Source organism: Halalkalibaculum sp. DA384, assembly GCF_043951955.1.
Taxonomy (GTDB): Bacteria; Bacteroidota; Rhodothermia; order Balneolales; family Balneolaceae; genus JAMQKA01.
Genome location: NZ_JBINJE010000017.1, coordinates 19,370 through 40,225, shown reverse-complemented (window position 1 = coordinate 40,225; position 20,856 = coordinate 19,370). Strand labels below are relative to the sequence as shown.

Annotated in this window: 15 protein-coding genes and 1 riboswitch; of the genes, 6 read left to right on the top strand and 9 right to left on the bottom strand. The window is 51.5% G+C overall.

What is annotated here, in order from left to right; translation table 11 throughout:
• Window positions 1-3: 3 nt before the first annotated feature.
• Complete coding sequence (locus ACG2E4_RS11035) at window positions 4-330, bottom strand: hypothetical protein (RefSeq protein ID WP_395276581.1); 327 nt, start codon at window positions 328-330, stop codon at window positions 4-6.
• Between the two features lie 123 nt (window positions 331-453).
• Here ACG2E4_RS11035 and ACG2E4_RS11030 point away from each other — a divergent pair, with 123 nt between their 5' ends.
• Window positions 454-888 carry a uroporphyrinogen-III synthase gene (locus ACG2E4_RS11030; RefSeq protein WP_395276605.1) on the top strand — a complete coding sequence of 145 codons (435 nt, stop codon included), beginning with the start codon at window positions 454-456 and terminating at the stop codon, window positions 886-888.
• A 448-nt stretch (window positions 889-1,336) separates the two neighbouring features.
• Entirely contained in the window at window positions 1,337-2,692 is a 1,356-nt protein-coding gene (locus tag ACG2E4_RS11025; protein WP_395276580.1) for a hypothetical protein, read from the top strand.
• 60 nt (window positions 2,693-2,752) lie between these two features.
• Here ACG2E4_RS11025 and ACG2E4_RS11020 read toward each other — a convergent pair whose 3' ends face one another.
• The 7 genes from ACG2E4_RS11020 to nirB form a co-directional block, all read right to left on the bottom strand.
• Window positions 2,753-2,995, bottom strand: coding sequence for a MoaD/ThiS family protein (locus ACG2E4_RS11020; protein WP_395276579.1), 243 nt, complete (start codon window positions 2,993-2,995; stop codon window positions 2,753-2,755).
• A gap of 107 nt (window positions 2,996-3,102) precedes the next feature.
• Complete coding sequence (locus ACG2E4_RS11015) at window positions 3,103-4,581, bottom strand: rubredoxin (RefSeq protein ID WP_395276578.1); 1,479 nt, start codon at window positions 4,579-4,581, stop codon at window positions 3,103-3,105.
• Window positions 4,582-4,766: 185 nt separating this feature from the next.
• Window positions 4,767-8,279 carry a molybdopterin-dependent oxidoreductase gene (locus tag ACG2E4_RS11010; protein WP_395276576.1) on the bottom strand — a complete coding sequence of 1,171 codons (3,513 nt, stop codon included), beginning with the start codon at window positions 8,277-8,279 and terminating at the stop codon, window positions 4,767-4,769.
• A gap of 289 nt (window positions 8,280-8,568) precedes the next feature.
• Window positions 8,569-9,939, bottom strand: coding sequence for a NarK family nitrate/nitrite MFS transporter (locus ACG2E4_RS11005; RefSeq protein ID WP_395276575.1), 1,371 nt, complete (start codon window positions 9,937-9,939; stop codon window positions 8,569-8,571).
• A gap of 56 nt (window positions 9,940-9,995) precedes the next feature.
• Window positions 9,996-11,300, bottom strand: coding sequence for an alginate export family protein (locus ACG2E4_RS11000; RefSeq protein ID WP_395276574.1), 1,305 nt, complete (start codon window positions 11,298-11,300; stop codon window positions 9,996-9,998).
• A 206-nt stretch (window positions 11,301-11,506) separates the two neighbouring features.
• On the bottom strand, window positions 11,507-11,854 hold the full coding sequence (gene nirD, locus ACG2E4_RS10995) for a nitrite reductase small subunit NirD (protein WP_395276573.1): 348 nt from the start codon (window positions 11,852-11,854) through the stop codon (window positions 11,507-11,509).
• A gap of 135 nt (window positions 11,855-11,989) precedes the next feature.
• The gene (gene nirB / locus ACG2E4_RS10990) at window positions 11,990-14,527 is read right to left on the bottom strand and encodes a nitrite reductase large subunit NirB (protein ID WP_395276572.1); all 2,538 of its coding nucleotides are present in this window, start codon (window positions 14,525-14,527) and stop codon (window positions 11,990-11,992) included.
• A gap of 294 nt (window positions 14,528-14,821) precedes the next feature.
• On the opposite strand from nirB, the gene cobA reads away from it, so the two are divergent.
• From cobA to ACG2E4_RS10970, 4 genes are all read left to right on the top strand, one after another.
• The gene (gene cobA / locus ACG2E4_RS10985) at window positions 14,822-15,703 is read left to right on the top strand and encodes a uroporphyrinogen-III C-methyltransferase (RefSeq protein ID WP_395262122.1); all 882 of its coding nucleotides are present in this window, start codon (window positions 14,822-14,824) and stop codon (window positions 15,701-15,703) included.
• Window positions 15,704-15,973: 270 nt separating this feature from the next.
• Window positions 15,974-16,166, top strand: a riboswitch (cobalamin riboswitch).
• A gap of 137 nt (window positions 16,167-16,303) precedes the next feature.
• A complete protein-coding gene (locus ACG2E4_RS10980; RefSeq protein ID WP_395262123.1) occupies window positions 16,304-16,651 on the top strand; it encodes a hypothetical protein in 348 nt (115 codons plus the stop codon).
• Window positions 16,652-16,695: 44 nt separating this feature from the next.
• Window positions 16,696-17,682, top strand: a complete 987-nt coding sequence (locus tag ACG2E4_RS10975) for a ribonucleotide-diphosphate reductase subunit beta (protein WP_395262124.1) — start codon at window positions 16,696-16,698, stop codon at window positions 17,680-17,682.
• Window positions 17,683-17,693: 11 nt separating this feature from the next.
• On the top strand, window positions 17,694-20,111 hold the full coding sequence (locus ACG2E4_RS10970; protein ID WP_395262126.1) for a ribonucleoside-diphosphate reductase subunit alpha: 2,418 nt from the start codon (window positions 17,694-17,696) through the stop codon (window positions 20,109-20,111).
• A 148-nt stretch (window positions 20,112-20,259) separates the two neighbouring features.
• Here ACG2E4_RS10970 and ACG2E4_RS10965 read toward each other — a convergent pair whose 3' ends face one another.
• Entirely contained in the window at window positions 20,260-20,814 is a 555-nt protein-coding gene (locus ACG2E4_RS10965) for a hypothetical protein (protein WP_395276571.1), read from the bottom strand.
• Between the last annotated feature and the right edge of the window lie 42 nt (window positions 20,815-20,856).

The window sequence follows — 20,856 nt, the reverse complement described above, 5'->3', positions numbered from 1 at the left end:
AAATTATGGGTACCCCCCCCCTTTGAAAATGTAACTGCACTCGCTTTTGAAAGCAGAGTGGCAGACTCGACCTCCAAGCTGCTTGAGCGGCAGGGAGCCAACGCCATAAGTGCTCCATCCATGCAGGAGGTGCCGCTGTAAAGCCATACTGCTGTATTCGGTTTTGCCCAGCAGCTTTTTGATGGGGAGGTGGATATCCTGGTATATATGACCGGCGTAGGCACGGACATGCTGGTAAAAACGATGAAGACGAAGTACAAACTTGATGATATCCTGCAGGCTCTTGAAGGTATCATCGTGGTATCCCGCGGATCCAAACCAGCCAAGCAAGGTGTTGCGCGGCCTCGATGTGACGATCGATATTAAAGTACCGGAACCGAATACGTGGGAAGAAATTCTTAACGCGCTGGATGAGCATGCCCGGACTTCAGATCTGACCGGTAAAAAGTAGCCATCCAGGAATATGGCGAGCCCAACGAGAAGCTAAATACTGAATTAAAAAAGCGTAGCGCGGAACTGATCCAAATCTCCATCTACCGGTGGGCGCTGCCTGATGACCTGGAACCGCTCAAAAACGGAATCAAGGCCATTCTGGATCGCAAGGTGGATCTAGTGCTCTTTACCAGCAAAACACAGGTCAGCCATGTGATGAAAGTGGCCGGTATGGTAGCCTCTAAAGAAGAACTGCAAGACGCACTTGACAAAAATGTGGTGGTCGCCTCCATCGGTCCGGTCTGTTCCGGAGGATTGCGATCGAACAGCATTGAACCTGATTTTGAGCCGTCGCGATCCAAGCGTGGACGCTTGGAAGAGCCATTGTTTTTTAGTTTATGTTGGTTCATTAATAGTAAATGGCCTACATATTATGCATTTATTTTTCCAATCTAGTTGCTGGCTCCGTCAAGCGTCCACGCTTGACAACTGACACTGCTTAGTAGTTCATCAACTTATTTCTGGATGGACAAATTTCCACCTCTTCTTTTCGCTATTTAAGTGTTATCAAGGCCCAAACAAGCAGGGTCCCGTTAAACAGAACGCCAATCAGTATCATAAGCCATCCCGGAACCAAGTGGGAAATTCCGGCTCTTTCCCAAATCTTATGAATACCTGTCGCCGGGGTAGAGTAGATAATAGCAGTGTGCTTTTCGGACATTGACAACTCTTCAGGATACAGAAGATGCTTCCCCTCTTCCATAATACCATTAATTAAATGATCGATTACACCAGAAAAGACAACCTGTTTTAGCGTGCCATTTCCTTAATTTAATGTATGTATATTCAATTATATCAATTGTTTAACAGCAGGCACTAAATATTAGAGACGGGAGTTAATCAGATGAGTGACAACAATATCAAATCCGAAAAATCTGCGTCTTGGGACTCACTCCTTGAGATAATGCGAGGCCGCCGCTCCCGCCGCTTTGGACTGGGGATGAAAATGGATTCGGGTCCCATGGCCTACGAAAGCCGGCATGAGGGGCTCCCACTCACCGATCAGGAGGAGGCGATGCTGGTATATGCGGCCGCGGGTATCACGGGCTATGCGCTGGGCGACCTGGTCTATGACGAGGGCGAAGGGGGTACCATCCTTGCAGGTCTCACGGGCCGTACCGTACCGAGCGGTGATGCCATCCAAAGCTGCTCCCTGATCGTGATGAACCCGGACGCCACCTATTACATCAAACGACCGGCCGATTTACCGGCTGAATCCGTACCGGAATTGGTCGAGCTCGCCGAGCAAGAAGACTATACCGAGCTATACCACCGGAGCAGGGTCAGGATTAAAGATGGACGCTCCACGCCTCCGCTGGAGCCCTTCTTCAATATCAACTGTAACAAGTGGTCGCTTTACGATCCGGCTGCCACCTACTTTCTGCCAGTCCAGGATTTTACGGTTATGTATATTAACGCACTGCTGGAAATCTTCAACGAGCATAACGGCATCTATCCCATTGATGAGCGAGCAGGCTTTCGACCTGCCGGCATCAAAAAGTTTGCGCAGAGCCGCGGTGGTCACCTCGTGGATGATCCAAGCAAAGAGCATACTATCACTATCCAGCAGCTGGAGACGCTCGTCACGGAGTTCGTCACAGCCGAGGCCGGCATGATTATCCAAAACCTGGCACTTATGACGCAGGCCATGGGTCTGGGCGGATTCCCTCACTGGGCGGCCCATTATTACGGGTGGTTTGAGGCACTGGGATTTCGCATGAGGGAAGTACGTGCCTCCCGCTACCTGGGAATGAACTGGTTTTACCGGTTGATGGCCAAGCTGCTAAATCGGGATCAACCCGTTCCGTTGGTGGTAGGACTGGAATCAGGTGAGGAAGTCCTGATTAAGCCCCATTGCCCGCCGTACTATAGTTCAATGGAGGATGCAGTTCGGACGATTGTTGACATGAAGTGGGGAGCAGAGGGAATATTCAGGAAAGGGGCTTCCAACAGTGCATGGTTAAATTCGGGTGAAGTCAGTAATACAGCACCGGGCGTGAGTGAAGCTACAGTGGAAGCCACAATCGCGTATTGCAGCTATATTTATGAACGCTATGGCCGGTTCCCGGCCTACCAAATGCCGCTGCGCACGCTACTCGGTTTCCAGGCCAATCATTTGGATGTAGATTTTTACAAAAAATTTTATCGTCCAGAGGCCCTTACAGATCTACAGCGGGATCATCTTAAAAATTGGCATTAGAAAAGCTAAACCTCGCGATACAGAACCCAGGTGCCCAATAACTAATACACCAACAAGCAACTACCCGCTACTGACCGGTGGAATAAGCACAATCTCATCCTGCTCCGTCAGTGGCAGATCCTGGCTGGCATATTCCCCGTTTACCGCAATAGCCGGCGACCTGAGGCTGTCCAGTTCAGGAAATTCTTCAATCAATTTCTGCTTTAACGAACTTACGCTGGCAGCAGATGAGACGTTGTACTCCAGCTCTTTGGTACCAATTACATCTTTCGTTATTCCAAAGAGTTTCAGGTTTAGTGACATATCTTTTTGTTTTGCTGGTTTACAAATTGTTAAAGAATCTCGCAAAGACGCGGAGACGCAAAGAACGATTTATAGAACTCTGCGGCTTAGCGACTCTGCGTGAACCCTTATTTTTGGCATTTCACCTTACTTCCCTCAAGTTCCATTTCAAGTTCTTTAAATTCTGACTTCGGCGTTTCACAAAGCGGGCATCTATACCCCTCAGGCAGATCCTCAAACGGCGTCCCCTCCGGGATTTCTGCTGTGGGATCGCCATACCGCTGGTCATAAATCGTCATGCAGTCAGGGCACTGATGCACAGTTTGGGTATCGGGTGCCTCCTCCGGTTCCTCCCAGATTCGATCCTGCCCGTCGTCATCCAGCTGATCGTAATAGATCCGGCTCAGCTTCATGAGCACGTTAGGCAGCTCTCGCTTGGTCACATGCATCGCAAACGGAATGTATTTCTCCTCATTGGGATTAAAATTCTTACTGTAAAATACGTTGTATCGCTTCTGGAGATTATATTTCCCAAACAGGCGAATGCTAGGGTGCATCAAAATGGCAACAGACGTAAACAGGTTGATCGGTCGTTCCTTGATCGAAAACGTCAGCCCATACGTGCTGATATCGTGCTTGTCGAACACATTCACCAGGTATTTCTTCTGCTTCAGGGCATGCTCATTCAATACCGGCAGATGCCAGTTGAGCTCCAGCGAAGAGTGCCGCAGATTAATTCCATTCCGGCCACAAAGCAGCTCCCACTTGTCGCGATCCTCCTCACGGATTCCCTTCACGATAAACGACTTCCACGGGGTGATAATGATCTTCCCGATGTTGGTCCGCGAACACAGATCGCACACTTTTTCCAGGAACGAGATGGTGTACCGGTTGTTCCGCCAGTACAACCCCAGCCAGTACTTACTGCCCGCCATCTTATTCAGCCCCTCGTAATAGGGGAACGGCTCGGACGGCAGCTCCAGTTCTTTGTCGATGGTCCGGTTGTTGGTTTGCAGCTCTTGGTTGATGTTTTGAAACAATAAATCGGTGGCAACAGACTGATCCCGGTTGGCGTCAAAGTAAAGCTGCTCCAGGGCCGCGGCCACCTTCCCGATGTCATAGCTGGATATAAGTACCGGCCATCGCCGTAGATCATCCGTGGGATTAAATTTCAGAAATAGATACCAGTAGTCTTCATGTTCAGAAGCCACAAAATTGAGCTGCCCGTTAAACAGCGGCACCAGGCTCTGCTTGGGATCAGTGACATTCACCTTGAGTCGTGGCCGGTAGTCAAACGTATCCAGCACATTATAATAGGTGCCGGTCGTCACCCATGGGGTAGTCGGCATAATATCGACAGCCACAAACGAAGTCACAATATTCTGGTAACGCTGCCCGCTCCACTCGTACTGCGTACGAATGGATCCAAACTCCTCATCCAGCTTCCGCTGGTCCACCTCGTCGCCCGGAAACATAATATCCTGCCGCGAGCCAAAATGGACGGTCTCGTTCCCCATATCCCGCGCAATGTCGAGAATCTTTCTGAAATCTCTCGGGGATAAAAGTCCGCCGGGGATGAAGGCTCGTATGAGGTCGGTTTTCTTCATCAAGTTCTAGTTATTGGTTAATAGTTATTTGTTATTTAGATGTACTAATAGGCTGTGTCAAGCGTCCACGCTTGACACTTCGCGCCGTTATTTCCAAGCCTGGACGCTTGGAAGAACGATAGTTTGTAGCTCGAAGCGCTGCTTCGAGTTGAGACGTTTACGAAGCAGCGCTTCGAGCTACATGATTACTGCTCTTTTAACAATTGCTCATTGCTCACCTGCTCCAGAATCGCTTTCACTTCCGGCTTGCAACTTCCACAGCCGGTCCCGGCGCCGGTTTCCTGGCAGAGCTTGTTCAGATCCGTACAACCATCTTTAATTACTTCCTTCACATTGCCGTCGCCCACGTTGTTGCAGGAGCAGATGAGTTCGCCCTTCATCGGGGGCATCGCCTGACCGGAGCGCAGCAACTCTTTCCGGCGGTCGCTGAGCTCCAGCTCGCTTTCAATCAGCATGCGGAAGTCGTTGAACTCAGCCTTGTCACCCATTAAAATAGCACCGACCAGCTTGTCTTGGTGGACGATACACTTTTTATAGAATCGCTGGGAGCGGTCCAGCAGCACGATCTCTTCGTATTCCGAATCATCTTCCGGGATTTCCGTCATACCCAGCGAGCAGAGATCCAAGTCGGGGAACTTCAGGATATTCATGGAAAGCGATCCGGCATAGTTGCTTGAGAGATCACCCGAAATGTAGCCGGCCGCGATATTTGCCTGCTGCTCAGCCGCAGCCGTAATGCCGTTCATGGATCCGCGGAATTCGGCAATTTCACCAATCGCATAGATACTCGGATCGCTGGTCTGCAGGTGCTCGTTCACCACTACCCCGCGCTTGCACTCCAGCCCGGCCTCGCTGGCCAGACCGGTGTTGGGACGCGTGCCGATGGCATAAACGACCGCCTTGCAGTCAAGAAATTTGCCGCTCTTTAGGCCGGCCTGAATTTCCTTGCCATCCTGAGAAAGCCGCTCCACCTCATCATTAAAAATGACGTTGATTCCGCGGTCGCGGACGTGCTCGAAAAGCAGCTCGCTGGCGGTCTGGTCCAGTTGGCGTTCCATGAGTCGCGGATTGCGGTGCACGAGCGTAACCTCCATATCTGCCTCGCTCAGTGAGGCGCACATCTCCAGCCCCAGCAGTCCGCCGCCTACAATAACCACGTGCCCTTCATTATTGGTATAATCACGCAGTTTGTCGGCATCGGTGCGGTGGCGGATGGTGAACACGCCGGGCAGATTTGGAATATCCCTGGGGAAATTAGCGCGGCTTCCGGTAGCCAGGATCAACTGATCATAGCTGTGTGTTTTTCCTTCAGGATCAGTAACGGTCTTGTTTTTGCGATCCACGGACTCCACGCTTGTGCCTTCATGGACAGTGAGATCCAGATCAGCAAGCTGGTCGCCCTTCATCTTTTGCAGGCGCTCCCAGCTCAACTCGCCGCTGATATAGTCGGGCAGCAGTACGCGGTTGTAGAAGGGGTACTCTTCCTTAGAAAAAACCTCGATCTCATCGTCCGTTTTCAGCTCACGGTAGCGGTTCACAAAACGGTAGGCGGCCGCCCCGGCTCCCACTACTACTATATTCTCCTTCGCCTTTGTAAACTTGGAAATTTCGACGGTAGAATATTTGAAATCCGGCTCTTTGGATACCGGGTCGATGCGGTCGCTCGTCAGGTTATTGGCACGCGAAAAGTCGTTCTTCAAAATCTTGCCCCAGTGCATCGGAATGAACACCACCCCCGGCTTTATTTCATCGGAAAGCACAGCCTGCACGCGCACGGTTCCACGATCGTTAATCACTTCCACCACATCGCCCTCAGAAATATTTCGTTTTCCGGCGTCCTCCGGGTGAATCTCCACATACGGCTGATCGATATGCTGGTTGAGCCGACTTATCTTGCCGGTACGAGTGCGAGTGTGCCACTGGTCGCGGATACGGCCCGTCGTCAGCACCAGCGGCTTGTCTTCGCCCTCGCGTTCAGGTTTTTTTACATTCTGGGTATGAATCTGGGCGCGACCGTTTTCGGTGTAAAATCGATGATCAGTAAACAAGCGATCTGTACCCTCCTGCGCGCCTTCGGGGAAGGGCCACTGAACGGTACCGTGCTCTTTCAAGTAGTCATAGCTCAATCCACTGATGTCGATATTGGTGCCTTTCGTCAGGTAGCAATGCTCATTGAAAATATCTGCGGCGGTCTCAAAATCGAAGCCGTGGTACCCCATCTTCCGGGCAAAACGGCACAGGATTTCGGCATCGGGCAGGGCCTGGCCGGGCGGCTCCACTACTTTATTCAGGTAGCTGATGCGGCGCTCGGAGTTGGTCATGGTACCCTCTTTTTCGAGGTAGCCGGCGGCGGGCAGGACGAGATCCGCATAATCCACGGTCTCGGAGTCTTTTGAGATATCCTGCACGATCACAAACTTGGCCTCCTCTAGTGCTTCCTCCACCATGGCGGAGTTGGGCAGGCTCACCACCGGATTGGTGCAGATAATCCAGACCGCCTTCATGTCTCCGCTGCGCAGGGCGTCAAACATTTCGGTGGCGGTGTAGCCCGGTTCGGCGGGTACGGAATCCACGCCCCAGCGCTGGGCTACTTCACGGCGGTGATCGGGATTGCTGAGATTGCGGTGCGAGGAAAGCAGGTTAGCCATGCCGCCCACTTCTCGTCCGCCCATGGCGTTGGGCTGTCCCGTCAGCGAAAAGGGTCCGGAGCCGGGTTTGCCGATCTGCCCGGTAATCAGCGAGAGGTTGATCAGCGCCAGGTTTTTGTCGGTGCCGTCCACGCTTTGGTTAAGGCCCATCGCCCACATTGAGATAAAGCCGTTGGCATCACCGATCCACCGGGCCGCCTGTTTGATCTCGCGAATCTCTAGGCCACAGGTCTCGGAGGCCTCCTCCAGCGACTGTTCCATCACCTGCGACCGGAACGCTTCAAACCCATCGGTGTGATTAGCGATGAACTTTTCATTAATTCTTCCGCTTTCGATCAGGCAGCGTGCTATAGCGTGATAGAGCGGCGTATCAGTACCGGGATTGAGCTGCAGGTGGAGGTCGGCTATGGAGCAGGACTGCGTTTCCCGCGGATCGGCGACGATGATCTTCACATCGGGATGCTTCTCTTTGTGGGCTTCGATTCGTCGAAACAGGATCGGATGGCACCACGCGGGGTTGGCACCGGTGATGAAAAAGCAGTTGGCCAGCTCAATATCCTCGTAGCTGATCGGCACGGAATCTTCGCCCAGCGTCTTTTTGTAGCCCACTACCGCCGAGCTCATGCAGAGCCGGGAGTTCGTGTCCACGTTGTTGGTGCCCACAAACCCTTTGGCCAGCTTGTTTACCGTGTAGTACTCCTCGGTGAGGCACTGCCCGGAAACGTAAAAACCCACGGAATCCGGGCCGTATTTATCAATAAAGGTTCTGAATACGGCGGAGGCCCGATCCAGGGCGGTATCCCAATCCACGCGACGGCGGGGCTGGTTGCGCGCCCACCGCATCTGGGGATAGAGCAGCCGGTCGGAGTGGTCTGCCACGGTGTAGTGCAGGTTCATGCCTTTTGAACAGAGCATGCCCTTGTTGACGGGATGGGATTCGTCGCCGGTGACTTTAATCTGACCGTTCGAGTTCTTCTCGACGACAACGCCGCATCCCACACCGCAGTAGGAGCAGGTGGATTTAAATTTCTCGGTTCCGGTTTGGGTCATATTGGATTACTACTTATTCAATTTTCTCAATTGCTATTGTCAATCTCCCTAAATCCCTCTTCTCCAAGAGGGACTTTGGGAGTGCTTATTTTTTGATTTATCAGGTATTACTCTGCATCTATGAGTTCCTCCTTGGAGAAGGAGGACAGGAGGATTGAATTGTAGCCGGGAGTACAAATCCCCCAAAGGAGTAGTGCGTATTTCGTTTTATTCTCTGATTCATAACGTGTGATACGTAATTCGTAACAGCGGCAGCCATCACGCATTACGCATCACGAATAACACTCATTTAATCTGCCAAAGCGGGCTCGGTCTGTAAAACAGGCTCTGATATCGCTTCTTCCAGCTCGTAGAGGGCTTCCTTCTCATCACCAAAGCTGAAGCGTACGGTGAAGGCCAGCAGCGAAGTGATGCTAACAACGACGCCCAGAACAAAGAGGGCTTCGGGATAGGTAATGGATTCATACTTGAACAGGAACCCGGCCATGACGGCGCCTGCATTTCCGCCGGCTCCCACGATGCCGGAGACGGCACCAACAGCTTTTCGATTGACGAATGGTACCACGGAGTAAGTAGCGCCCTCCGCCATCTGCACGCAGAGGCTGAACACAATCATCGTTCCAATGGCAAGCGTCAGCACCGTCATGCTGGAGAACAGCATCAGGGCCAGGCCTTCCAGGAAGAGCATCACGAAGAGGAATCGGACCCGGCCTTTCAGCCCGAATTCGATCCCGAACTTATCGCCGAGATACCCGCCCAGCGGTCGTGCAAACAGGTTCATCAGTCCGAACAGGCCGGCGATGAGGCCCGCGGTTTCGAGATCCAAAGAAAAGTAATCGTAGTAATAGATGGCCGCGATGTTGTTGATAGTCAGCTCAATGCCAAAGCTGGCGCCGTAGATTGCGAAAAGGCTCCACACGCGGTAGTCTTTCATCACATCCAGCATAGATGGCTCCCCTTCCTGCTCTGCATCATCGCCTTCCAGCTCAGCCACGGAGTCAACCTCGAGTTCTGAGAAGTTGCCCTTGGGCGTATCTGTCGTAAAATTGTAGTACAGGATGCCGAGCACGATCATCAGCACACCCGGTACGACCATCGCCCATCTCCAGGCGGACGTATCCTCAAAACCGAGAAAGACGAATCCTGCAAAAATCATCGGCATGATCATCTGTGTGGCGCCGCCGCCCATATTCCCCCATCCGGCGGAAGTGGCATTGGCCGTGCCCACAACATTATCCGCAAACATAACGGAGGTGTGGTACTGGGTTATCACGAACGAGGCCCCGATAATACCGATGGCCAGCCGGAACAGCAGGAAGGTCTCGTAGCTGTTGCTCAGCCCCACGCCAATGACGGGGATAGATCCAAAGATGAGCAGCACGGTGTAAGTCAGCCGCGGACCGTATTTATCACAAAATCGCCCGATAAATATCCGTGCAATGACGGTGATGGCCACCGAGGCAATTATGGTATTACCGATCTGCGACTGCGTGAGACTCAATTCCTCGCGGATCACAGCCATCAGCGGCGCTACCCCGAACCACCCGAAAAAACATAGAAAAAAGGAGATCCAGGAGAGGTGAAAAGTCCGCATGTGCGGTGCAGCAAAACTGAACAGGTTTATGCGTGTTGCCTTGTTCGTATCTTTTGTGGTTTTCATTGGTCTTACCCGACAGTAGTTTTTGTTAGGGATTGATTGGGATTAGGGATCGGTTGCTACATCGAAATAAAAACAGGATTAAAGCTGAGCATCAGCCAGGCCCAGTTGCTGGTTGGACTGCTGCTTCCGCCTTTAATCGCTTCTAGTGAATTGGTGCCAAAAAGCTGGGAATACCCGGCCCCGATGCTTACCTCATCCGACAGGGCGTGCGAAAAAACAAGATCAATTTCTGTGCCCAGCGTGCTGCTCATTGTGCTTGAGAGATTATTGGGATCGACGATATCGACCGGTGAATAAAATTGGTGCAGTGCGGCCGACAGCGAGGATTTTTCAGACAAACTGAACCCGGACTTAACAAACAGATCCACCAGGCCCACACTATTGTTGTGGGATGAAATGGGCTGATTATGCGGGTTGCCCACGTAGAAGTAATCCATGAAGCCGTAAAATTTGTGATGGGTACCGTACAGCGGGTTGAAGGAGTGGTTGTCGGCTTGGTCGGGCTGGGTTCCGGAGAGGTAGTCGGCGCCGAGCGTCAGATTCATATTATCCAACCCTGAGTAGGAGAGACTCGCCGAGGCAAGCATGGCGCTTACATCAGTATTGGTGGGATCGGTGCCGGTTTGGTAATAGAAGGCGACGTTGACGCCAAAATCTGAAATTTTGTGCGTACCTGTGAGTCCGACGGTTTGGGTAAAATTAACGGTGCTGTCCGGCAGCTGAACGCCGTTATTCAGGCCCAGTATTGAAAATGAAGTAGATTCGAGCTCGCGGTGATACCACAGGTATTGCAGCGTTTTGTAATTATTGACGCCGGAATAATAAGTGTCGAACAGTTTGGCGGGCTCCGGTGGATTGTTATCCTGGTTGAACGCGAGGCCACCGTGCAGCGACCAGTCTTCCTGGTCAAGCTTCAAAAGTAGCGCATCATGACTGCGGCCCTGGGCGGTCCACCCCACGCTGCCGAGGATGCGCTGGTCGTCATACACCAGTTCCTGGCGACCTGCTTTCAATGAGAGGCTTTTGTTAAAGTTGATCTGCCCCCATGCCTGGTGTACCGAAAAACGCCCATCGGTTTTATTGAGCTGGCCGGTGCTGCCCCAGATGCGCACATCCTGCACGCTGAGGCCTATTTCGTACAACTCTTTGCTGTAATCCAGGTTCAGGCGGGAGCGCTGTTCGGTGAAGAAAGCAGCCTCAGCACCCTCGGCAGGCAATGTTTTATAGCCATGGCGCAGCTCGGTACGCGGGCGCAGTTCGCCGGAGAGAGTGAACTGGGCGAGAGCATAATCTGCCAGCAGCAGGAAAGCCAGGCAGGCAAAAATGAACGTATATAATTTATTCGTATCGGATAGGATCATAGGGATTATGTTGGAAGCACTGTTGGAACAGATAATTAGGACCGCCGGCTGTGATATTTAAGCGGCTGGGTCGGACTGATCAGTTACGCACTTGTGGATTATGGAGCATTTTAAAGCACTGCTCTTCCAAGCGTCCGCGCTTGGAAAGAATTAAGCTTCATGTTGTCAAGCGTGGACGCTTGACGTAGCCGGTGATGAAACAAAAGCTATGAAAGGCCGACATACACGAATCCATCCTCCACCTTCACCGGGTAGGTTTCAACCGGTTCTTGGTCACCGTTTATATTCTCCCCGGAGTAGAGATTAAAGGCCCGTTTGTGAAAGGGACAGGCTACTTTCGGATCGCCCTCGCTCTCGCCGATCATACCGCGGGCAAGGGCCATCTCTTTTTTGTGGGGACACATATTCTGGCAGACGAACCATTCGCCACGCCGTGTAAAATTGAATACGGCAATCTGCTTGTCCTGCAGCTTCACGCAGGCGCCGCCGTTTTTTGGAAAATCTTCCACTCTGGCAGCTTTGTACCATTCAATGACATCTTGTTGTGCTTCCATTTTTCTAGTTGGGAAACTTTAGGGATTGTGATTTGGATGATAACAGGGATTGGGTTTATGTAACCACAAAGGACACAAAGAATTAGTGTAGTTTGTGCTCTTCGTGGTTGATTGTTAAATGAATGGGGAATTGTTTTACTCCTCATCTTCCCAGCCGGCCGCGGCGGGCACGGGCTGCTCGCGGTACTCCTTGAATTTGACGCTGGGATCGACATCCTCAGAGTTGACGAAATGCTTGAACCGTTTGCGCAGCTCGGGATTGTTGACCACCTCTTTCCATTCGCAGGAATAGACGTTGATCAGCTGCTGCATCTCCTGCTCCAGCTCCTCGCCGATGCCAAGAGAATCTTCGACGACCACTTTCTTGAGGTAGTCCAGGCCGCCCTCCATTTTGTTGAGCCAGGTAGAGGTGCGATCCAGGTGTTCGGCCGTTTTGATGTAGAACATCAGGAAGCGGTCCAGGTATTTGATAAGCGTTTCTTCACTGAGATCGGTGGCCAGCAGTTTGGCGTGCTGGGGATTGGTACCGCCGTTTCCGCAGACAAACAGGTTCCAGCCCTCTTCGGTGGCGATGATGCCAAAGTCCTTGGCCTGGGCTTCGGCGCATTCGCGCACGCAGCCGGAAACGCCGCCTTTGAGTTTATGGGGAGCCCGCAATCCGCGGTATCGTTCCTCAATTTCGATGGCAAAGGAAACCGATTCATGCAGTCCATACCGGCACCAGACGGAACCGACACAGCTTTTCACCGTTCGGAGCGCCTTTCCGTACGCATGACCGCTTTCGAAGCCGGCCTCGATAAGGTCTTCCCAGATATCGGGGAGCTGATCCACGCGGGCGCCCATCATGTTGATGCGCTGCCCGCCGGTAATTTTGGTGTAGAGATTGTATTTCTTGGCGAGCTCACCGATGGTGATCAGCTTGTCGGGCGTGATTTCGCCGCCGGGTACGCGTGGAATCACCGAGTAGGTGCCGCCGCGCTGGATGTTGGCCAGGAAGCGGTCGTTGGTATCCTGGATGGTATCGCGGTCTTCCAGCACGTGCTCGTTGAAGGCGCTGGCCAGCAGCGAGGCGACCACCGGCTTGCACTTTTCGCAGCCGTTGCCTTCGCCCACCTCATCCAGTAGTTCGTCATAGGTGTGCAGCTCTTTGACTTTGATAATGTCGAAGAGCTCCTGGCGGGTGTAATCGAAATGCTCGCAAATGACCTTGCGCACCTCTTTGCCGCGGGCCTCCATCGACTGGGTCAGCAGGTCGTCCAGCATCGGCACGCAGCCGCTGCAGCCGGTGCCCGCCTTGGTGCATTTTTTAATGCTGTCGATATCCTCTTTGCCTTCCTCCTCGATGAGCTCACAGATCTCGCCCTTGGTCACGCTCTCGCAGGAGCAGATGATCGAGTCATCGGGAAAATCATAGACTTTTTGGCCGGCGCCGGACTCCTCGTCGCGCTTGCCGATAATCAGGTCCACGGGATCAGGTGGCAGCGAGAAGCCATTCTGGGCAATCTGCAGCAGCATGTTGTAGTCATCAGCATCGCCGACGAGCATGCCGCCCAGCAGGCGATCGCCATCCTCAGAGACGTTGATACGCTTATACACGCCCTTCGCCTTGTTGTCGATAATTACTTTCTTGCTGTTCTCTTCCGACTCGCCAAACACATCACCAAAGCTGGCTACATCCACGCCGACGAGCTTCAGCTTGGTGGACATATCGAATTCGGTAAACTCCTCATTGCCACCGGCCAGGTTCTCCACCACCACATCGGCCATCTCGTAGCCGGGGGCCACCAGGCCGTAGATCATGCCGCGGTGCAGGGCGGATTCCCCGATCGCATAAATATCGGGATCGCTGGTTTTCATCTTGTCATCCACGATGATGCCGCCGCGCTTGCCCACTTCCAGGTCGGCTTTGCGGGCCAGCTCATCGCGTGGACGAATTCCGGCGGAGATAATCACCATGTCGGCCTCCAGGCGATCGTCATCTTCAAAGTCGAGGTATTCGGGCGTGCCATTGCCGCCGATGAGCGTAGTGTTCTTGTTCAGCAGAATTTCCAGGTCCAGCTCTTCAAGCGCCGTCTTTAATGCATGAGCGCCGATCTCATCCAGCTGTTTCGGCATCAGGCGCGGGGCAAATTCGATGACGCTGGTCTCCAGCCCGAGGTCCATGGCCGACTTGGCCGCCTCCAGCCCGAGCAGTCCGCCGCCAATTACCGCCGCCTTGCCGGCGCCCCGGGCATAGTCCGTGATGGCATCCAGATCCTCAAGCGTGCGATACACAAATACGCCCTTCTTGTCGGTACCGTCGATGGGAGGCACAAACGCGCTGGAGCCGGTGGCCAGGATCAGCTTGTCGTAGGAAACCGTGCGCCCTTTCTGGGAGGTTACGGTCTTGGATTTGCGATCCAGATCCACCACGAGCTCTCCGGTAAACAGGGTAATGCCCTGCTCCTCGTACCAGGAGCGCGGGGCCATCTGCAGGTCCTCCTCGTCCGCATCGGCAAAGTAGGAGCTCAGCTGTACGCGGTCGTATGCCGGGCGGGGCTCCTCGCCAAAAATGGTAATCTTAAAATTGGTGCTCGTTTCCTTGTTGATGAGCTTTTCACAAAACTTGTAGCCCACCATCCCATTTCCAACAACGACAATGTGTTCCGGTTCGGGAGATTTAGCTGGTGACATAACGAGTGATTGAGTTTTATGGTCCACACCTGCTGCATGCGCAGAATGTCAAGACGAAATTCTTAATATTTTTAGTTTAAAATTCAATAAAACCTTACTAATTTATGCAAGTATTGAATTTCAGCTCGCATGTTAACATCAATTAATAAAACTTTCAAACTAAAAAATAGAGTTAATTTTCATTTTATATATTTATACTTTAGTCAAAGTGAATAATTTTATTAAATTAAATAGGCAAAATTTCCATAAAGCCGTAATTTTAAATATTTGTACTTTTATTCTGCTACTTTGCTTATGCCATTGACTAAATCCACAGAAACTCAACCTGATATACCGGCCGGGGGTGGCAAGCTCATACTGGTGGGGGCCGGCCCCGGCGATCCCGATCTGATAAGCATCAAGGGGGCTAAAGCCCTGGCCCGGGCCGATGTGGTGCTGTATGACACGCTCTCCCATCCCGATCTACTGGATTATGCACCACCCCGCGCTGAGAAAATTTACGTGGGGAAAAAGGCGGGCTCATCGCAAAACAGCCAGGAGAGCACGAACGATCTTATTGTCCGAAAGGCGAACGAGGGCAAGTGCGTGGTGCGGCTGAAGGGCGGTGACCCGTTCATTTTTGGTCGCGGGCACGAGGAGCTTTGCCATGCGCGGGATCACGACATCCCGGTGGAAATTGTGCCCGGTATTTCCAGCTGTACGTCTGTTGGGGAGCTGCAGGGCATACCGCTAACCAAGCGCGGTGTTAACGAAAGTTTTTGGGTGACCACCGGCGTGACGCGCAACGGTACGGTTTCGAAAGATGTGAAGCTGGCCGCCCGGTCTTCGGCCACCGTCGCCATCCTGATGGGGATGCGGAAGCTCCCCGAAATTACGCAGATTTTTCGCAATCACGGCGGTGCGGATACGCCTGTTGCGGTCATCCAGAAAGGCTCGCTGCCGGGGGAGAAGATCGCCCTGGGCACGGTGGATACGATTGTGGATGAGGTACGCAAAAATGAATTGACAAACCCTGTCTTGATCATAATTGGAGACGTTGTGCGGCTACATCCCGATTTTTGCAATTCACAAAAGAAGTGGCGAGGAAAACAGGATATCGTATTTAGTGCTTTTAACAGCAGCTACAGGGAGATAACAGAATATATGAGAGTAGGAATCTCTGCCCTAAACTTCTAACCTGCATTTCACCGAAATAGGGCTCATGCGCAAGACGCTGGTGGAAATTGCCCGCCAACCTATCAATAAACGTACTCGCCGGCAAAGTTCAGCAACAATAGCTTCGCAGGTTGAACACGTTTCATCTTCCGGATGATTCTACAGGAATATACAGTTTACCGTAATTTAGAGATAGTCTATCCCCAGGAGCTCAATAAGAAAGCCGAATTGTTAACAACTCGACTTTTTTGTGGAAAAGTATTCGTTGACAATGAGAGCGGCAGCTCTTTTCTTGAATACAGGTTTGAAGGTGCCCCGATTCTGTCGGGGTGAAAAGGGAATCCAGTGAAATGCTGGAGCTGTACCCGCAACTGTAATCCGGAATATTCTTTGATTTAACCACTGTCTCAGCCCCAAACGAGGCGGGAAGGTTCGAAGAAATTGTCGGTAAGTCAGGAGACCTGCCTTTAAATCAGTAAACGAGGCCTTCGGGAGTTAAGGCGTTGTTGAAAGGCAGGTATGGAATACCCGACTGTTTTTACTGATCTCACCAGCTCCGTGAACTCCTGCCCTTCAACGTTTTGCATCCCACCTCAGAATTGCAAGCTAAAACGAATTGCTATGATTACCCACAATCTTGGATACCCGCGGATAGGTATCAACAGAGACCTGAAGAAAGTAATAGAACCGTATTGGAAGGGAGAGACCGGCAAAGCCAGACTGAATGAATCAATTTCGATCTTCAAGGTGATGCACTGGACCACCCAGAAAGATGCGGGAATCGACCTGGTACCTTCAAATGATTTTTCGCTCTACGATCAGGTGCTGGATATGGCCCTGTTGGTCGGCGCCATACCAGATCGTGATCTGTATGAGAAAGAAAATGACAAAATTTACAGCTATCCCATCGATACCAGCTTTGCCATGGCGCGAGGATTACAGGATAATACGCAAGTAATTTCCTGCTAAGCAATAGTTCTATCATGAAAACCAGGAATTCAAAAATCACAAGTATGAATAATAAACTGATTGGGCGTACGTCTGTACGCGAAAATATCAAACTGAGCGAGGATCCCTCGTATCCCATCTTTAAAGAGTTGTACGAAAAACAGAAAAAGGTGGTCTGGTTTCCCGAAGAGCTGAACATCCAGCAGGATGCCCTCGACTATCACACGCTGACCCACGATGAAAAAGAGCTTTTTGATACGGCTGTGGGCTATTTCTGCTCGTCGGAGCTGCTGGTGCAAAACGTGCTGGTCAATTCCTTTTTCCCTTTGCTCACCGATCCACACGCAAAGATGAGCTTCAGCACCCAGCTGTTTATGGAGAATATCCACAGCGACTTCTTTGAGATTGTACTGCAGTCCTTCGGACTGGACCGCGAGAAGATGTACGATGTGGCCTTCGACGATCCGATATTGCGGAAAAAGCAAAATCTTATTGTCGATGAGATCGATAAAATAAGTCACGGAAAAATTAATCCCGAAACACTCGAGGGACAAAAAAAGGTACTTCGGGCCATTCTGCTAAATAACATCATCTTAGAAGGGATTTTCTTTTACTCCTCATTCGCCCATTTCTTTGCGCTCAAGGATATGGCCAAGATGAAAAACGTGGTTTCCGGGGTGGAACTGGTACTGATCGATGAATCGCTGCACCTGCAAAACGGCATCGAAGCTATCCTGATTATGCTGGAAGAAAATCCGGAAATTGTGAAGGATACCGAGTACGTGCAGGATATCCGGAATGTCATCCTGGAGGGAACCTCCCTGGAAATTGAGTATGTCAAACATCGATTTGGCGACCGGACGATCCTGGGCATTTCATCCGGAGAGATGGAGCGGTACCTGAAATATATCACTGACCGGCGATTGCAGGAGCTCGGCTTTCGGCAGGAGTTTCATATTAATGAAAATCCACTGCGATTCCTGCAGAAAGAAGACGTAAAAAAGCTGATCAACTTTTTCGAAGTCTCATCTACCGAATACACTAATTACTAAAACATTCAACTATGAAACGTACAGTCATAAAGCGCGACGGCACGGAACAGCCTTTCCGCACCCAAAAAATAATCAACGCGATATTCGAAATCATCCAGAGACTAAAAGTCGAGGATGATTATGAGCTCGTCTTCAAAATCATGAAAGAGCTTGACCTGAAAGTCCCCGAGCGGGTCACCACCGAAGAGCTCGACCGGCTGGTGCTCAAGGCCATCGAGCAGCTCATCCCCAAGCACCCGGTCTACGATACGCTGGCCACGCGCCAGCTGCTGAAGATCATCAACAAGGATATTGACCGCCGGCTGGATGGATTCAAAGAGTACTTGGAACAGGCCTTTGACCAAAGCCTGCTGGATGAACGGCTTAAAGAGTTTGACTTCGACCTGCTGGCCGACAGTCTCAATTTCGACCGCGACGGACTGCTGGGCTACTTTGGGCTGACTACGCTGAAAGATCGCTATCTGATGAAAAATCGCGAGGATCGGACGATTGAGAAACCACAATGGTTTTTCATGCGTGTGGCCATGGGGATCGGCAATTCCAATGAGCAGATCGTAAAGATATATAACAAACTCTCGAATTTGGAGTACCTGCACTCCACGCCCACGCTGTTCAACTCGGGCACCACCACGTCGCAATATTCGTCCTGTTACGTGAGCGTGATCGATGATTCGCTGGACTCCATTATGGATAAAGTGCGGGAGACCGCTTTTCTGGCCAAGTATGCCGGAGGCGTGGGTACCGATGTGACCCGTATCCGGGCAACCGGTTCCAACATCAAATCGTTGAATGCACCTTCCTCGGGTGCGATCCCATTCATCAAAGTGTTTGATACGCTGGTAAACTCCATCCAGCAGGGCGGACGCCGGCGCAGCTCGCAGGTGATGTCGATGCAGCCGTGGCACCTTGATATCGACGGATTTCTGGATCTGCGGGAGACTACCGGTAACGCCTATTTCCGCACCCCGTCACTCAATACCAGCCTCTGGATGCCGGACGAGATGATGCGGCGCATCAAGGAAGGCGAACCGATCTACCTGTTTGATCCCGGCGAATGCCCGGAGTTGGTGGATGCCGTGGGCGACGATTTCAAGAAGAAGTATGAGAAACGTATCAAGCAGGCCGAGGCTGATCAGCTGGAGCATTATGAGAAACGTGACAGCCAGAACTTCTTCAAAAAATACCTGTTCAAGCTGGCTAAAACGGGTCATCCGTGGCTCATTTTCAAGGATGAGCACAATCGCCATAACCCGTGTCCCGAGTACAGCGTGATTAACAGCTCGAATTTGTGTACCGAGATCTCCATCCCCAACCGACCCGACTCCACGGCCGTCTGCACGCTGGCGTCGGTGAACTTGTCGAAACACCTTAACGAAGACAACAGCGATATCGACTGGGACAAGCTTGAGGATACGCTGGAGGTCATGACACGGGGACTCGACAACATCCTGGATAAAAATTTCTACCCGTCCGAGGCCGCAAAGAAGAATACGATGGATCTGCGACCGCTGGGCGTCGGCATGATGGGCTTTGCCGAAGCGCTTGTGGATCTGGACATCCCGTACGATTCCGAAGAAGCAGTGATGCTGGCACGTAAGCTGGGATCCTTTATGCGCAACATTACCTATCGCACATCGCAGGAGCTGGCTGAAGAGCGCGGGGCGTTCAAACACTACCAGAAGATGGAAGACCAGGGGGATCCCTATGATTACGAGCCGCGCCGAAACGCCGTACTGCTGGCAATTGCGCCTACCGCTTCCATCTCAATTATTTCCGGCACGACGTCTTCCATCGACAGCTACTTCAGCAATCTTTATTCCCGGGATACCCTTTCCGGCAAGCATATTGTGATCAACCGTCAGCTGATAGAGGACCTGGAACAGAAAGGATTCTGGAGCGAAGAGATGGCGCAGACCATCAAGGCGAATAACGGCTCGGTTCAGCCGATAAAGGAGCTGGATGGCGTCATCAACAAGAACCTGTACAAAACAGCTTATGAAATTCACCCTAAGCGACAGGTTGATATCGCCTCGGCCTTCCAGGAATCCATTGATCAGTCGGTCTCGAAATCGCTCTATATCGACGAGCAGCTGCGCGACAGCATGGATGAAATCTACCTCTATGCCTGGGAAAAGAAATTGAAATCCACTTACTACTGCTTTATTGACAAGGTGGTGAAAGGCGAAAAATATACCGAAAGCGTCAACAAGCGGGGCTCACGTCGTGGTTTCGGAGCGGCAGGTTCCGACCATAATGGCTCCGTTTCCAAATCAGCCGATACTGATGATGAGGAAAGTAAAGGAGCACTGGAAGCCAAAGCCCGGGAAAAATTTGGGGATGAGGTCGTCGAACAGGCACTCAATGCCAAGAATGCGGATTCCTGTCCCACTGATCCTATGTTGCGTCGGATTTGTCCGGCCTGCGAATAATGAATTTCAAGCGATGTCGTCGAAATGGCGGCATCGCATTTTTATTGAATCCTTAAATTTGATATAAGCAGTGGTCGGAGGCCATAAAAAGGCAATTTTTATATGGTTCCATGTAACAACAGTTGGGAAACCCATGAAAACTCTTCATTTATTTTTGTGGATAATCCATTTGCCCGGTGGCGATCATCCAGTGGTGGTGTTGATGATGTACTCCGGCAGCCAAGAGTCCAATGTAGCCCAGAGCTCTAATCTTAGGAACTTCGTTTGAATTAGCAGACGTACAGGTAATGGTCCACACCCCATTCTTATGCCTGGATTCCATGGTCCAGCCTTTTTCTTTTTTGAGCATCATAGGGTGCATGGACAACACGCGTTTCAGAGCTACGTTGGCTCGCTCTGTAGATGGTCGAACCTGCAGTTCTACGCCTTGTTCTACAGGTTGCTTTTCAAGCACTTCTACCTCTTCGGTAAAGGCTTTCATATCCAGCAGGTGCTGCCTCAGCGCTTCCAGGTCAACCTGTTCCCAATTGGTATTGGGATCCTGTTCCAAAGCTGTAATCGTCTCCTGAATGGCACCAAAAATTTGATTGCCGGGAGCCGAAAGCGGGGTAGAGCCGTGATGCTGGGCGTTTGTATTATTGAAAGAGAGTGCAAAGAGGATTAGCGTAACTCCTGACAACTTCATCAACTTGGTATAAAGCATGTCTTACTTACTTGATTTGACTAATAATTTGAACTGAAATAT

Bases quoted from the DNA above. Each gene is read 5' to 3' on its own strand.
- ACG2E4_RS11025 (WP_395276580.1), top strand. From the start codon at position 1,337: ATGAGTGACAACAATATCAAATCCGAAAAATCTGCGTCTTGGGACTCA.
- ACG2E4_RS11020 (WP_395276579.1), bottom strand. From the start codon at position 2,995: ATGTCACTAAACCTGAAACTCTTTGGAATAACGAAAGATGTAATTGGT.
- ACG2E4_RS11015 (WP_395276578.1), bottom strand. From the start codon at position 4,581: ATGAAGAAAACCGACCTCATACGAGCCTTCATCCCCGGCGGACTTTTA.
- ACG2E4_RS11010 (WP_395276576.1), bottom strand. From the start codon at position 8,279: ATGACCCAAACCGGAACCGAGAAATTTAAATCCACCTGCTCCTACTGC.
- ACG2E4_RS11005 (WP_395276575.1), bottom strand. From the start codon at position 9,939: ATGAAAACCACAAAAGATACGAACAAGGCAACACGCATAAACCTGTTC.
- ACG2E4_RS11000 (WP_395276574.1), bottom strand. From the start codon at position 11,300: ATGATCCTATCCGATACGAATAAATTATATACGTTCATTTTTGCCTGC.
- nirD (WP_395276573.1), bottom strand. From the start codon at position 11,854: ATGGAAGCACAACAAGATGTCATTGAATGGTACAAAGCTGCCAGAGTG.
- nirB (WP_395276572.1), bottom strand. From the start codon at position 14,527: ATGTCACCAGCTAAATCTCCCGAACCGGAACACATTGTCGTTGTTGGA.
- cobA (WP_395262122.1), top strand. From the start codon at position 14,822: ATGCCATTGACTAAATCCACAGAAACTCAACCTGATATACCGGCCGGG.
- ACG2E4_RS10980 (WP_395262123.1), top strand. From the start codon at position 16,304: ATGATTACCCACAATCTTGGATACCCGCGGATAGGTATCAACAGAGAC.
- ACG2E4_RS10975 (WP_395262124.1), top strand. From the start codon at position 16,696: ATGAATAATAAACTGATTGGGCGTACGTCTGTACGCGAAAATATCAAA.
- ACG2E4_RS10970 (WP_395262126.1), top strand. From the start codon at position 17,694: ATGAAACGTACAGTCATAAAGCGCGACGGCACGGAACAGCCTTTCCGC.
- ACG2E4_RS10965 (WP_395276571.1), bottom strand. From the start codon at position 20,814: ATGCTTTATACCAAGTTGATGAAGTTGTCAGGAGTTACGCTAATCCTC.